The organism is Bradyrhizobium iriomotense (genome assembly GCF_018129405.1).
In the GTDB taxonomy this organism is placed as follows: Bacteria; Pseudomonadota; Alphaproteobacteria; order Rhizobiales; family Xanthobacteraceae; genus Bradyrhizobium; species Bradyrhizobium iriomotense_B.
The window spans coordinates 32,117-46,160 of record NZ_JAFCLP010000002.1; the positions used below are offsets into that span (position 1 = coordinate 32,117).

The window sequence follows — 14,044 nt, forward strand, 5'->3', positions numbered from 1 at the left end:
GATGATTGCTTGATCCAGATCAAGCCTGGCGCCGGCGCGCGCCCGCATTCCGGTCAGTGCCGCGAGGCGGCCATCGAGATCCAGAGCAGGGGGAAGAAACGTCATGAGAAAGTTCACCATCGGCGCCGTCCTGGTCGCCTCGCTCGCAGCCATTGCCAGCTTCAGCACGCCCTCGCGTGCCGAGACCGGCGAGGTCGCGGTCGTCTTTACCAAGGGCGGATTCATCGTCGGCGTCGGCGGTGGGGAGGGCGTGCTGCTTCTGAGGGGCAAGAAATATCCCTTCACCGTCTCCGGCATGAGTGTCGGTTTCACGGTCGGTGCCTCGACGACGAAGTTCGTCGGCCGGGCCCTCAATCTGAAAGGGCCCGCGTCCATCGAAGGCTCCTACGCCGTGGGCGGAGCGGGCGGCGCTGTTGCGGCGGGGGCAGGTGCCGTGCAGCTGCAGAACGCCAATGGCGTCATCCTTCAGCTCAGCGGACCCAGGATCGGCGCCGAAGTATCGGCTGCGGTCGGCGGGGTGACGATACGGTTGAAATAGATCCGGGAAGCAGGGCTCACCGCAGACGGGCTGCCTCACCGCAGCCCGTTTGGCTTTTCGATATCGCGTTTCAGTATCGCTCCTCGACGAACTTCAGCCCGCGCAGGCTTGCCTGGTCGTTGTAGCGTCCCTTGTGCGATCGCGGCGGCAGCTTGACCTTGTCCCGCTTGACCTTCTTGTAGGGGATCGTCCGCAGGATGTGCGAGATGACGTTGAGCCGTGCGCGCCGCTTGTCGTCGGAGCGGATCAGTCGCCACGGCGCATGCCTGGTGTCGGTCGCCTCGAACATCATGTCGCGTGCGCGCGAATAATCATACCAGCGCCCGAACGACTCGGTGTCCATCGGGCTCAGCTTCCACTGCCGCAGCGGATCCTCGATACGCGCCATGAAGCGGCGTTCCTGCTCCTCCATCCCGACCTCGAGCCAGAGCTTGATCAGGATGATGCCGGCATCGACCGCGAACTTCTCGACCAAGGAAGCGCTTGTACTCGGCCGTCTGCTTTGCCCTATAGCGACCAAGTTCGTGCGGCAGCGTAATAGGTCGCGATGGCCAATAGAAGCGGCTCGGAAGGCGCAGCGGCTTCAGATGGCCATTGAGCTTGCGAAATCGGCGCTGCTCGCGGGCAAGAGAGGCCTGATCGTCGGCATCGCCAACGACCGCTCAATCGCCTGGGGCTGCGCCAAGGCGTTTCGCGCGCTGGGCGCCGGAGGAGGCTCTAGCGCGTGCTGGCTTCCTCAGTAACGGCTTGGGATCGGCTCGCCTGCGCCCAGATCCTCGGTAGCGCCTTTCGGCCGCGCCTGCGGCTTGGGGATCTTCGGCAGGTCTATGTCGACCTTTTTATAGGGTATGCTGTCGATCAGATGCCGGATCAGGTTCAGCCGGGCGCGACGCTTGTCGTCGGCTGGCACGATGTACCATGGCGTCTCTGGCGTGTGCGTGGCCTCGATCATGCGCTGGTAGGCCGCTGTGTAGTCCCACCAACGCCGAACCGATTCTGTATCCATCGGGCTCAGTTTCCAATGCTTGACCGGGTCATTGATCCTGGCCTCGAAGCGGCGCCGCTGTTCGTCCTGGCTGACATCGAGAAAGTACTTCCGCAGGATGATTCCGGTTTTGACGATCATCTCCCGTTCGACTGCAGGAGCGAGCGCCAGGAAGCGCTCGTAGTCCTCGTCGCTGACGAAGCCCATCACATGCTCTACCCCGGCGCGATTGTACCATGAGCGGTCGAACAGGATGATCTCACCTGCCGCCGGGAAATGCGCAATGTAGCGCTGGACGTAGACTTGCGTCTTCTCACGGTCGGACGGGACGGGCAATGCCACGTGCCGGTAGACCCGCGGGCTCGTGCGGGCGGTAATACGGCTGATCACGCCGCCCTTGCCCGCCGTGTCGCGCCCCTCGAAAACCACGATGATGCGCGCACCCTTGGCTTTGACCCAAGTCTGCAGGCGGACTAGCTCCACTTGGAGCTTCGCGAGCTCCTTCTCGAATTCCTTGCGTTTCATCTTGCCGGAGGCGCTGGTTGCTTCGGCTGACTGACGCTTCTTTTGCCCATCTTTCGCCAATTGGAACGCTCCTCGAGCATGGCCAGAAGCAACAATCGAATATTTTATCAGTTCGCGGTTGCGCTATCAGCCGCTCAACACGTTATCGCTCCGCGTCCTAGTCGTCGCCCCATGAAATGGTCACGCCGATGTCGCCGGGCACGCCGCCCGGGAAATCGATGACCTGATAGGCGATGCGATAGCCGCGCGGCTTCAGATAGTCGGTCCAGAGCTGGAAGATCTCCTTGGGGATGCCGGTCAGCGTATTTTCCCAGCCCTTTTCCATCTGGTTGATGGCGCGTCCCTTGTCGGTGCAGAGCGTGTTGGGAAAACGATAGACCATGACCTCGGTGAGCCCGTTTCGCACCGCGCGCTGGATGATCGTCGAGGCGAGCTTGATCTTCTCCTCCTCGGTCTTGCCGGAAGGCTTGCTCAGTCGCTCGATCAGGGCCCGCTTCTCGGCCTCGGCCGCCGCGGCGAGGCGGACATACTCTTCCGCCTTCTCGGCCTCCTTGAGCGCGGCCTCTTTGCGGATCTGCGTGGCACTGGGAATGAGATCGTCGAGGCCAGGCATGGCTGCGGCTCCCTTTGATTGTGCAATCGGCTTTGGGGGACGCTAGGTCCGGCAGCGGGTGTTCCCTTGATTCAAATCAAGCAAATTGGGAAGCTACCTGAACACAGTGCCGAAAGTGCACGTTTGCCGACCGGGAGAGACGTTTGAGCGACCAGCTGCATCCGATGGCTCCGCACCATCTGCCATTCTATCTCGCGCCTGGAAGCGGGACCGACACGCTGATGGTGGTGATGGGTGTGTTCCTGATCGGCACCGTGCTCTGGCTCGGCACGCTCTATTGGAAGCTGCACAGCCTGCCGGAACGGATGGCGCACAAGTCGCAGAAGCTGCAATTCGAGTTCGTCGCCGTGCTCGGCCTGATCTCGTTGTTCACGCACATGCACATCTTCTGGATCGCGGGCCTGCTGCTTGCGATGATCGATCTACCCGACTTCGGCACGCCATTGCGCAGCATAGCCGGATCCGTCGAGAAGATCGCCGACGCGACGCCGGCGGCCGATGGCGGGGAAGTCCCGGCCGAGGCTGCGGCGGTGCCGCCTCCGGCAGACAAGCCGGAACCCACCAAGGAGAAGGAGCACAGCCATGTTTGAGCTGATGTTCTGCTCGCTGCTGACGATCCTGCCCGACTATCTTTACCGCCGTTACGTCCAGGGCAAGCGCTTCGGCAAGGAGATCACCTTCTTCTCGGTCTGGTACGAGCTGCGCTGGGGCATCACCGGCTGCCTGATGCTGACGGTGTCACTGATTACGATGATCTTCTACTTCCACCCGTCGACGTCGTCGGCAACGCTGTATTTCCGCACGATGCCCATCCTTCCCGAAGGCTCGGGCCGTGTTGCCGAGGTCAAGGTCGGCTTCAGCGCGCCGGTCAAGAAGGGCGACGTGCTGTTCACGCTCGACACCTCGAGGCAGCAGGCTGCATTCGAGACGGCCAAGCGAAAAGTTGCGGAGGTCGATGCCGCCATGCAGGCGGCGGAGGCCGACGTGGCCAAGGCCGAGGCGCAGATCGCGGAAGCGAAGGCCAATTACCAGCAGGCCAAGGACGAGCTCGAGGTCAAGAGCGAACTGCAGCGCCGCAATCCCGGTATCGTTCCACAGCGTGACATCGAAAAGCTCCAGGTCCTGGTCGATCAGCGCCAGGCCGGAGTCGATGCCGCAACCGCCGCCAAGCAATCCGCATCCTTGCAGATCTCCACCCTGTTGCCGGCGCAAAAGGCCAGCGCGGCGGCCGCGCTCGACCAGGCCCAGGTCGATCTCGACAAGACCGTCGTCCGTGCCGGCGTTGACGGGCGGGTCGAGCAGTTCCTGGTTCGCCCCGGCGATGTCGTCAACCAGCTGATGCGCCCGGCCGGCGTCCTGATTCCGGAAGAGGCCGGCCGAAAGCTTCTTCAGGCCGGCTTCGGCCAGATCGAGGCGCAGGTGATGAAGACCGGCATGGTGGCGGAGGCGACCTGCATATCCAAGCCGTGGGTGATCATCCCGATGGTGATCACGACCGTGCAGGACTACATCGCAGCCGGGCAATTCCGGTCCGGCGAGCAATTGCTGGAAGCGCAGAATGCCGTTCGACCCGGCACGATCCTCGTATTCCTGGAGCCGCTCTACAAGGGAGGGCTCGAGGGCGTCACGCCGGGCTCGAGCTGCGTCGTCAATGCCTACACCAGCAACCACGAGGAAATCTCGGCCAAGGATACGTCGACCAGCCGGAAGATCGCACTGCACGTCGTAGACGGCGTCGGCCTCGTGCACGCGCTGCTGCTGCGGATCCAGGCGCTGTTGCTGCCGATCCAGACGCTGGTGCTGAGCGGCCATTGAACGACGAGAGAAGGACGAAGCACATGGGTTCACGGAAGATGGTCACGGTCGGTGCGACGTTGATGTCGCTTGTCGTGGCGGCTGCCAGCGCCAGAGCCCTCGACCTCAACGGCGCCTGGGCCGGCGATGCCGACAATTGCAGCAAGGTGTTCGCGCGCAAGGGCGGGCAGTTCGGCTTCAGCGACATGTCGGACGTCTATGGCGGCGGCTTCATCATCGACGGAGATCAGATCGTCGGAAAATTCGCGCGCTGCCGGATCAAGGCGAGGAAGGACAACGGTCCGAACGTCAACCTGGTTGCGGCCTGCGCGACCGACATGATGCTGTCCAGCATTCAGTTCAGCCTGAAGGAGGTGGATGCAAACAGCATCATCCGGCTGTTCCCGGGCATGGAGGACATGGAGATCCGCTATTTCCGTTGCCCGGCCTCCTAGCGGCGGCGTGCTCTCGCGGGCTGTCCGAGCGCGACAATTGCCGCTAGAATTGTCCGGAAAGCAGCCACCGGAAGCTGCAGGGATTGGAGCTGAGCGGACGCATGTCCTCTGACTCGGTCAGGTCATGGCCGGCCATGCTGTTCTGCCTGGGCTTGTTCGTCGCCGTGTGCCTGTCGCCTGACCAGGCCCGTGGCGTCGAGCGGAGCCTGCGCGGTGAGCTCAAGCGTGTGCTCCTGCTGCATTCCTTTGGCCGCGAGTTTCGGCCGTGGAGCGAATACGCGCGCGACATCAAGGCCGAGCTCGAGCGGAAATCGCCATGGCCGCTCGACATCCAGGAGCATGCGCTGCTCACGGCGCGGTTCAACAATCCTGGTCCCGAGGCGCCCTTCGTCGAGTATCTGCAATCGCTCTACCAGGGGGCGGTGCCCGATATCGTGTTGACCATTGGCGCACCTGCCGCCCGGTTTGCCCAGAAATACCGTGCAAGACTGTTCCCCGACACGCCGTTGGTTCTTTCCGCGGTCGAGTACCGGCTGATCAACCGCGCCGATCTCACCGAGAATGACGTCGTTGTGGCGATCCGCAACGATTTCACGGCCGCATTCGCCAACATCCTCCAGCTGCTGCCGGACACCAGGACGGTCGCAATCGTGATCGGTGCCTCGCCGCTCGAGAAGTTCTGGATCGAGGAGGTCAAACGCGAGCTGAAACCTCTGGACGAGCGGTTGGAGCTGATCTGGTATTCGGACCTGTCGTTCGAGGAGATCCTGAAACGCGCATCGAGTCTTCCCCCGCACACCGCGCTGTTCTGGGGCCTGATGTCGGTCGATGCAGCCGGGATCGTCCACGAGAGCGACATCGCCCTGCGCAGCCTGCACGCGGTTGCGAATGCGCCGATCTTTTCCTACCAGGACCCGTTCTTCGGGGGCGGCACCGTCGGCGGGCCGATGCATTTGGTTGCGGAAACGAGCTCGAGGACCGTCAGCGTCGCGATCCGCGTTCTCGGCGGCGCAAAACCTGCGAGCATCACCTATGAGCCGCTCGGCTTCGCGGCGCCGAGATATGATTGGCGGGAATTGCAGCGCTGGGGCATCAGCGAGAGCCGCCTGCCTCCCGGCAGCGAGATCCTGTTTCGCGAACCGAACATCTGGGCGCGCTATCGCTGGCAGATGCTAATGATCTCGGCCGTATTCCTGGTGCAGGCCGGGCTCATCAGCGGGCTGCTGCATGAGCGTCGCCGCCGCCGGCTCGCCGAAGTGGAATCCCGCCAGCGGCTGGCGGAACTTGCCCACGTGAACCGGTACTCGGCCGTTGGCGAACTGACGACCTCGATCGCGCATGAATTGAACCAGCCGCTCGGATCCATTCTGACCAACGCCGAGACGGCGGAGCTCATGCTGAGGGCCGCTCCACCCGATATCGACGAGATCCGGCAGATCCTCGCCGACATCAGAAGGGACGATCAGCGGGCGAGCGAGGTGATCCGCAGGCTGCGCAGCATGCTGAAGAAGACTCCGTTCGAGATCAGGGATATCGAGCTGAACGACACGGTGCGGGAGGCGATCGGACTGGTGTCCGCCGTCGCCGATGGACGCCGCATCGCGCTGACCTACATGCCCGCATTCGCGGACCTGCACGTCAAGGGCGATCCCGTGCAGCTTCAGCAGGTCGTGCTCAATTTGATCATCAATGCGATGGATGCAGTCTCGGATGCCGAGATGAAAAAGCGCGACATCACCGTGTCGACCACGCGTACCGGCAGCCAGGCCGAGATCAGGATTTCCGATACCGGTCCAGGCATTGCCTCCGCGGATCTCGCAAACGTCTTCAATCCGTTCTTCACGACCAAGCCGCAAGGCATGGGAATGGGACTTGCGATCGTGAAGACCATCATCGAGGCCCATCACGGCACGATCGCCGCTGAGAACCAGCCGGGGGGCGGCGCCCTGTTCACGATCAGGCTGCCGCTCATTCGCTGACAGCGCCTCGTCCGTTCTCGCGCCGCAACAAGACTCGAAGCAGCCTTTCGTTGATCTCGATCAACGAACGCCCGTGCCACGGCCCCGATCTTCGCGGCCGGAAAGTTGGATGGAGGGTGGAATGTCTCGCTGCAGCAAAACCCTGATGGCGGTTGCGCTGATTCTGGCGATGCCGATGGCGGCAATTGCGCAGACAGCCGACAAACCGGCGACGCCGAGCACGCAGGCGCAGCCGGCGAATCCGCCGGCGCCGGCTGCCGAGCTGTTGAAGCCGGAACAGCTCGAAGCTTTGGTCGCACCGATCGCACTCTATCCCGACGAGCTGCTCGCCAACGTGCTGGCCGCTTCGACCTATCCGCTCGAAGTGGTGCAGGCCGACCGCTGGCTGAAGGAGCGCAAGACGCTGAAGGGCGATGCGCTGAAGATCGAGGTCGACAAGCAGGCCTGGGACGACAGCGTCAAGGCGCTCACGAGCACGGCCGAAGTTCTTTCCATGATGAGCGACAAGCTCGACTGGACCCAGAAGCTGGGTGACGCCTTTCTCGCCCAGCAGCCCGACGTGATGGATGCGATCCAGCGCCTGCGCAACAAGGCCTATGACAACAAGAAGCTGGTCACCACCAAGCAGCAGAAGGTCAGCGTCCAGTCGCAGGAAGGCAAGCAGGTGGTTGTCATCCAGCAGGCCAATCCTGCGGAGATGTACGTGCCGTATTACGACCCGGCGACGGTCTACGGCACCTGGCCTTATGCGGAATATCCGCCGTATTACTGGGGCTATCCCTCCTATATCGGCGCCGGCATGGTTGCGGCTGGGCTCGCGTTTGGCACGGCCTGGGCGATCGGACGCTGGGGCAATTACTGGGGCGGCGGCTGCAATTGGGGCAACCGCAATGTCTACGTCAACCATCGCACCACCAACATCGGCAACGGCTGGCAGCACAATCCGGCGCATCGCCAGGGCGTGCGCTACAACAACACCAATGTTCAGCAGCGCTTCGGCAACAACAATCTGAAGGCCGGCGTATCGGACCGCATGGATTTCCGCGGTCGTGACGGCAACCAGGTGCTGCGTCCGAACCAGGGGGCCGGAGACCGCGCTGGCGATCGTGCAGGCGATCGTGGCGGGCCCGGTGATCGCGCCGGCAATCGCGGCGATCGTCCTGGTGCCGGGGATCGCCCCAGTGCGGGGACGCGGGACCGGCCGGGCGGCGGCGATCGCGCCGGTGCGCGTGACCGCGCCAAGGGTGGCGGCGATCGTGCAAAGGCCGCAAACCGAGCCGGTGCCGGCGCAGGCAACCGTGGCGGCGGCAATCGCGGCGGCGCCATGAACGTCTCCTCCGGCCGGGCGGCGGCGGCGGCATCCGCGCGCGGTCGCGCCAGCATGGCGAGCATGCCGCGCGGAGGCGGCGGGCCGAGCTTTGCCGGTCGCGGCGGCGGTGGCGGAATGGCGATGCGTGGTGGCGGAGGCGGCGGCTTCCGTGGTGGCGGCGGAGGAGGTGGTTTCCGCGGCGGCGGCGGTGGCCGGCGCTCGGACATCGCACTGAAGCACGACATCGCACTGCTCGGCCATCTCGGCAACGGCCTCGGCTATTATCGCTTCAGCTATATCGGCAGCGACAAGGCCTATGTCGGCGTCATGGCGCAGGAGGTCGAAAGCGTGATGCCTGATGCGGTGACCCGCGGCAGCGACGGCTATCTGCGCGTCCACTACGAAAAGCTCGGTCTGAAGTTCCGCACCTACAGCGATTGGCTCGCCGGCGGCGCGAAGATTCCCGCGGAGGTCGCGCCATGATCGGTCTGTCGCTTTATCGCGCGGTTCTGCCGGGCATCATGGTGCTGGCGCTTCTTGGATCGGTGTCACAGGCGCAGGAATCCTACAAGACGCCGGAGGACGCGGCCGCCGCACTCGCTGCCGCGGCCAAGAGCGGACCGCGCGACCTCCTGAAGGTGCTGGGCAGGGCGGCGGACGACATCGTCTCGTCCGGCGACGAGGTCGCCGACGCCGATATCCGCGCGCGGTTCGTCTCGATGTACGACGCCAAGCATGCGATCAAGGCAGAAGGCAACAAGAAGGCCACGCTGCTGCTCGGCCCGGACGACTTCCCGTTCCCGATTCCGCTGGTCAACACCAAGGCCGGCTGGGAGTTCGACACCGACGAAGGACGCATCGAGGTGCTTCGCCGCCGCATCGGCCGCAACGAGCTCGACGCGATCCAGACCGCGCTCGCCTATGTCGACGCGCAGAACGAATATGCCGATAAGGATCGCGGCGAGGGCGCAGGTGTCTACGCGCAGCGCTTCCTCTCCACGCCCGGCAAGAAGGACGGCCTGTTCTGGCGTGATGATGCCGATCCGAGTCCGCTCGGCGCGCTGGTCGCGGAGGCAACGGCCGAAGGCTACAAGCAAGGGGCAGGCGATGGGCCCGCGCCCTATCACGGCTATTACTTCCGCATCCTGAAAGGCCAGGGTTCGAATGCCCCCGGCGGCGCGCTCGACTATGTCGCCAAGGGCAAGATGATCGGCGGCTTCGCGCTGATCGCATGGCCCGCCGAGTACGGCAATTCCGGCGTGATGACCTTTCTGGTCAACCATGCCGGCACCGTCTACCAGAAGGATCTCGGCACGCGGACCGATTTCATCGCGCCGCGCACGACGCTGTTCGATCCCGACCAGACGTGGAGGAAGGTCGATGCCGAAAAGCCCTAGGCCGGACCGCGTCCTGCGCGCCATCGCAACCGGCCTTGCGGCGCTGGTGCTCGTCCTGCTTGCGATGCCGGCCACGCCATCCTTCGCACAGGCGAGCGGCCATGTCCGCGTCAAGTTCGTCAAGGCTGGCCTTCTGGTCGGCGGCGGCGCGGGCAGCGGCGTGTTGAACTATCGCGGCAGGAACTATCCCTTCAACGTCGCAGGCCTCAGCTTCGGCATAACAGCCGGCGCGAGCGTTGGCCGGTTCGAAGGACGGGCGTCGGGAATCCGGGACGTCGCCGACTTTGCCGGGACGTACAGTTCCGTCGGCGGCGGCTTCGCCCTCGTTGGCGGCGTCAATGGCGTTCAGCTGCGCAACGAAAAGGGCGTGACGCTCGTGCTGCAGGGCCCGAAGGCTGGCTTGGAGCTCGCGGCAAACATCAGCCAGATCACCATTTCGCTGAAGTGAGGCAGTCGTCGACCCTCGTCGAGCGGGCCGGCGCCCCGTCGAATCCCGACTGCTCCATTTTGGTAAATCGTGGCCAAAAGAAGAAGTTGAATTCTGTAAGCCACTGAGATCGCGTGGCTATTTGACACTGTAGTGTCTCGGCAACAATGTGGTACGAATACATCAGTTTCCGCCCGCCGCGGACCCGTTTTCAGCACCATTGCCGGAATGACCAGCGCAGATACCTCGGCCGCATCCTTTGACACGGCCCCAGCCGAAGAGCCGCGACGCTGGTCGCCACGACGCTGGCTGGCGCCCTTTGCCGTGGCGCTCGCACTGCTGTCGGGCCTGCTGACCTTCCTCGTCCTGACGGGCCTCACGCGGATCGACCCCACGCCGGAGGTGGTCCGCTCGTTCTACCTGATCAATGCCGGCACCATCCTGCTGCTGGTCGGGATCATCGTCCGCGAGCTCTGGCAGCTCATCCTGGCGCGGCGACGGGGAAGGGCGGCAGCCCGCCTCCATGTCCAGATCGTCAGCCTGTTCTCGATCGTGGCGGTGCTGCCGGCCGTGCTGGTCTCCGTGGTCGCCAACGTCACCCTCGAGCGCGGCCTCGACCGGCTGTTCTCCGGGCCGACCAAGGAGGTCATTCAGAACTCGCTGAACATCGCGCGCGCCTACATGCAGGATCATGCGCAGCTGATCCGCGGCGACATTCTCGGCATGGCCAACGACATCGCGCACGCCAGGCCGCTCTACGACCAGGACCGGCGCTCGTTCCGCGAGATGCTCACCGCCAGTGCCAGCTCCCGCAATCTGCCGGGCGCGATGATCATCGACAAGAACACCAACATCCTGGAATCCGCCGACACCGGCATGCGGCTGGCCTATTCGCCGCCCGCGCCGGACTTCCTCAGCAACGTCAACGAGAACGAGCCTGAGATCGCGGTGCTGCCGGATGCGAGCTTCGTTGCCGCGGTGATCCGCCTGCGCGCCTTCAGCGACACCTTTCTCTATGTCGCGCGACCTCTCGATCCGAATGTAGTCAATCAGCTGAAGCAGACCGAGGTCAGCGTCGCCGAATATGCCCAGATCGAGTCGCGGCGGCTCGGCATCCAGGTCGCCTTCGCCCTGATGTTCGCAGTGATCGCGCTGACCATCCTGATGGCCTCGGTGCTGATCGGCCTGAACTTCGCCAACTCGCTGGTGGCGCCGATCCGGCGACTGATGAACGCGGCCCATACGGTTTCGACCGGCGACCTCCACGTGAAGGTGCCGGTGCACCAGTCGGAAGGCGACCTCGCCCAGCTCGGCGAGACCTTCAACAAGATGACGCAGGAATTGCGCAGCCAGCGCGACGAGCTCGTCAACGCCAGCGACCTCATCGACAGCCGTCGCCGCTTCATCGAGGCCGTGCTGTCGTCGGCGAGCGCCGGCATCATCGGCGTCGATACCTCGGGCAGCGTCGGCATTCTCAACCGCTCCGCCGAGAAGCTGATCGGGCACTCCGAAGCCGAGACGCTCGGCCATCCGCTCTCGGACGTGCTGCCCGAACTCGACGAGATGATGAAGACGGCGCGGGAAGGGACCCAGCGCCTGGTGCAAGGCCAGATCACGATCACCCGCGACGGGCAGGAGCGCAATCTCTCGGTCCGCGTCAGCGCCGAGAAGAACCAGCCGCACGACAGCTACATCATCACGCTCGATGACATCACCGAGCTGGTCTCGGCGCAGCGCACCTCGGCCTGGGGCGACGTGGCGCGCCGCATCGCCCACGAGATCAAGAACCCGCTGACGCCGATCCAGCTCTCCGCCGAGCGCATCCGCCGCAAGTTCGGCAAGACCATCACCGAGGACAAGGACAAGCAGATCTTCGACCAGTGCACCGACACAATCGTGCGTCAGGTCGACGACATCAGGCGCATGGTCGACGAGTTCTCGCGCTTTGCGCGGATGCCCAAGCCCGTGATGGAGGGCGAGGACGTCGCCGACACGGTGCGGCAGGCGGTGTTCCTGATGAAGGTCGCCCATCCGGAAATCGACATCGAGGCCGACTTCAAGCAGGATCCGCTGCGCGCCCAGTTCGACCGGCGCCTGATCTCGCAGGCGGTCACCAACATCGTCAAGAACGCCACCGAGGCGATCGAGCAGGTCCCGCCGGAGGAGCTCGGCAAGGACGGTGGAAAGGGCCGCATCGACGTCGTGGTGTCGCGCGAGGGCGACGACGTGCTGATCGACGTGATCGACAACGGCATCGGCCTGCCCAAGGTCGCGCGCTCGCGGCTGCTCGAGCCCTACGTGACCACACGCGCCAAGGGCACCGGCCTTGGCCTTGCGATCGTCGGCCGCGTGCTGGAAGACCATGGCGGGCGCATCGAGCTGAAGGACGCCTCCGATTTCCGAGAAGGTCAGCGCGGCGCCTGGATGCGGATGCGCTTTGCGATCTCCGGCCAGCCCGCGAAGAGCCAGGGAGCCGAGCAGGCGCCTGAGCCCATGGCCAGGCCGGACATCAAGGAAACGTCCAAGGAAACCGGCAAGGACTTGGAAACAAAAGGGCCGGCGGCCGGAACCAAAGGGCCGGACGAAAAGACCAATGATTCAACGAAAATCGAAGCCTCAACAGGCAGCTGAGAAGACAGGCGCAACCCATGGCTAGTGAAATTCTGATTGTCGATGACGAGGCCGATATTCGGGATCTCGTCGCGGGCATTCTCGAAGACGAAGGGTTCGTCACAAGGACCGCACGCGACAGCGACTCGGCACTCGCCGAGATTGCCAATCGCCGGCCGCACCTGGTGTTCCTCGACATCTGGCTGCAGGGCTCCAAGCTCGACGGCCTGCAGCTCTTGGAGCAGGTCAAGAAGGACAATGCCGACCTGCCGGTCGTGATGATCTCGGGCCACGGCAACATCGAGACCGCGGTCGCCGCGATCAAGCGCGGCGCCTATGACTTCATCGAAAAGCCGTTCAAGGCCGACCGGCTAATCCTGGTCGCCAATCGCGCGCTGGAGAACTCGCGGCTCAAGCGCGAGGTCAAGGAGCTGAAGCAGCTCGCGCCGAGCGCAAGCCAGCTGGTCGGCCGCTCACCCAGCATGAACCAGCTGCGCCAGACCATCGAGCGCGCGGCCAAGGCCAACAGCCGCATCCTGATCGTCGGTCCCGCCGGCGCCGGCAAGGAGCTGACCGCGCGCACGCTGCATGCGGCCTCGGGCCGCGCCGACGGTCCCTTCGTCGTCATCAACGCCGCCGCGATCACGCCCGAACGGATGGAGCACGAGCTGTTCGGCATCGAGCAGTCCAACGGCGAGCAGCCGCGCAAGCCCGGCGCGCTCGAGGAGGCCCATGGCGGCACGCTGTTCATCGACGAGATCGCGGACATGCCGCGCGAGACCCAGAACAAGATCCTGCGCGTGCTGGTCGAGCAGTCGTTCCAGCGCGTCGGCGGCACCGCCAAGGTGCAGGTCGACGTGCGCATCATCTCATCCACCGCGCGCAATCTCGAAGAGGAGATCGCGGCCGGCCACTTCCGCGAGGACCTCTATCATCGGCTCTCGGTGGTGCCGATCCGCGTGCCGGCGCTGTCGGAACGGCGCGAGGACATTCCGGAGCTGATCGACTACTTCATGGAGCAGATATCGGCCGGCAGTGGCCTGCCCAAGCGCCAGATCGGGCAGGACGCGATGGCGGTGCTGCAATCGCATGTCTGGCCCGGCAATGTGCGCCAGCTCCGCAACAATGTTGAAAGAGTCATGATTCTGGCGGCCGGCGGACCGGAGGTCATCATCACTGCCGACATGTTGCCGCAGGACGTCGGCTCGATGGTGCCGGCGATGCCGACCAGCAACAATGGCGAGCACATCATGGGCCTGCCGCTGCGCGAAGCGCGCGAAGTGTTCGAGCGCGACTATTTGATTGCACAGATCAGCCGTTTTTCAGGAAATATTTCTCGCACGGCTGAGTTCGTTGGCATGGAACGGTCGGCGCTGCATCGGAAGTTGAAGGCGCTCGGCGTCGGCTAGTGC

12 protein-coding genes and 2 pseudogenes are annotated in these 14,044 nt (G+C 64.2%); 11 read left to right on the forward strand and 3 right to left on the reverse strand.

Going from position 1 to position 14,044, the window contains the following annotated elements:
* The first annotated feature begins 103 nt into the window (after positions 1–103).
* Complete coding sequence (locus JQ592_RS04850; protein ID WP_211401795.1) at positions 104–538, forward strand: hypothetical protein; 435 nt, start codon at positions 104–106, stop codon at positions 536–538.
* Positions 539–608: 70 nt separating this feature from the next.
* Here the strand turns inward: JQ592_RS04850 and JQ592_RS04855 are convergent.
* Positions 609–1,010, reverse strand: a pseudogene (locus tag JQ592_RS04855) (polyphosphate kinase 2); the annotation flags it as partial.
* 115 nt (positions 1,011–1,125) lie between these two features.
* On the opposite strand from JQ592_RS04855, the pseudogene JQ592_RS04860 reads away from it, so the two are divergent.
* Positions 1,126–1,245: pseudogene (locus JQ592_RS04860) on the forward strand (enoyl-ACP reductase FabI); the annotation flags it as partial.
* A gap of 29 nt (positions 1,246–1,274) precedes the next feature.
* Here JQ592_RS04860 and ppk2 read toward each other — a convergent pair.
* Together ppk2 and JQ592_RS04870 are read right to left on the reverse strand one after the other, a co-directional pair.
* Positions 1,275–2,108 carry a polyphosphate kinase 2 gene (gene ppk2 / locus JQ592_RS04865; RefSeq protein WP_433996398.1) on the reverse strand — a complete coding sequence of 278 codons (834 nt, stop codon included), beginning with the start codon at positions 2,106–2,108 and terminating at the stop codon, positions 1,275–1,277.
* 97 nt (positions 2,109–2,205) lie between these two features.
* Entirely contained in the window at positions 2,206–2,661 is a 456-nt protein-coding gene (locus tag JQ592_RS04870) for a hypothetical protein (RefSeq protein WP_211401796.1), read from the reverse strand.
* Between the two features lie 164 nt (positions 2,662–2,825).
* Between JQ592_RS04870 and JQ592_RS04875 the strand changes: the two genes are divergently transcribed.
* The 9 genes from JQ592_RS04875 to JQ592_RS04915 all read left to right on the forward strand — a co-directional run bounded on the left by JQ592_RS04875 (position 2,826) and on the right by JQ592_RS04915 (position 14,041).
* Positions 2,826–3,251: a hypothetical protein gene (locus JQ592_RS04875; protein ID WP_211402502.1), complete on the forward strand. Its 426-nt coding sequence runs from the start codon at positions 2,826–2,828 to the stop codon at positions 3,249–3,251.
* Positions 3,244–4,476 carry an HlyD family secretion protein gene (locus JQ592_RS04880; RefSeq protein WP_211401797.1) on the forward strand — a complete coding sequence of 411 codons (1,233 nt, stop codon included), beginning with the start codon at positions 3,244–3,246 and terminating at the stop codon, positions 4,474–4,476. Before JQ592_RS04875 ends, JQ592_RS04880 begins: the two co-directional genes overlap by 8 nt.
* A 23-nt stretch (positions 4,477–4,499) precedes the next feature.
* Positions 4,500–4,910 carry a hypothetical protein gene (locus JQ592_RS04885; protein ID WP_211401798.1) on the forward strand — a complete coding sequence of 137 codons (411 nt, stop codon included), beginning with the start codon at positions 4,500–4,502 and terminating at the stop codon, positions 4,908–4,910.
* Between the two features lie 101 nt (positions 4,911–5,011).
* Positions 5,012–6,889, forward strand: a complete 1,878-nt coding sequence (locus JQ592_RS04890) for a sensor histidine kinase (protein ID WP_246820171.1) — start codon at positions 5,012–5,014, stop codon at positions 6,887–6,889.
* Between the two features lie 121 nt (positions 6,890–7,010).
* On the forward strand, positions 7,011–8,681 hold the full coding sequence (locus tag JQ592_RS04895; protein WP_211401799.1) for a DUF3300 domain-containing protein: 1,671 nt from the start codon (positions 7,011–7,013) through the stop codon (positions 8,679–8,681).
* Positions 8,678–9,595: a DUF2950 domain-containing protein gene (locus JQ592_RS04900; protein WP_211401800.1), complete on the forward strand. Its 918-nt coding sequence runs from the start codon at positions 8,678–8,680 to the stop codon at positions 9,593–9,595. The genes JQ592_RS04895 and JQ592_RS04900 overlap by 4 nt, the downstream gene beginning before the upstream one ends.
* A complete protein-coding gene (locus tag JQ592_RS04905) occupies positions 9,579–10,043 on the forward strand; it encodes a hypothetical protein (RefSeq protein WP_211401801.1) in 465 nt (154 codons plus the stop codon). The genes JQ592_RS04900 and JQ592_RS04905 overlap by 17 nt, the downstream gene beginning before the upstream one ends.
* A 207-nt stretch (positions 10,044–10,250) precedes the next feature.
* On the forward strand, positions 10,251–12,653 hold the full coding sequence (locus tag JQ592_RS04910) for a sensor histidine kinase NtrY-like (protein ID WP_211401802.1): 2,403 nt from the start codon (positions 10,251–10,253) through the stop codon (positions 12,651–12,653).
* 17 nt (positions 12,654–12,670) lie between these two features.
* Positions 12,671–14,041, forward strand: coding sequence for a sigma-54-dependent transcriptional regulator (locus tag JQ592_RS04915; protein ID WP_211401803.1), 1,371 nt, complete (start codon positions 12,671–12,673; stop codon positions 14,039–14,041).
* The last annotated feature ends 3 nt before the right edge of the window (positions 14,042–14,044 follow it).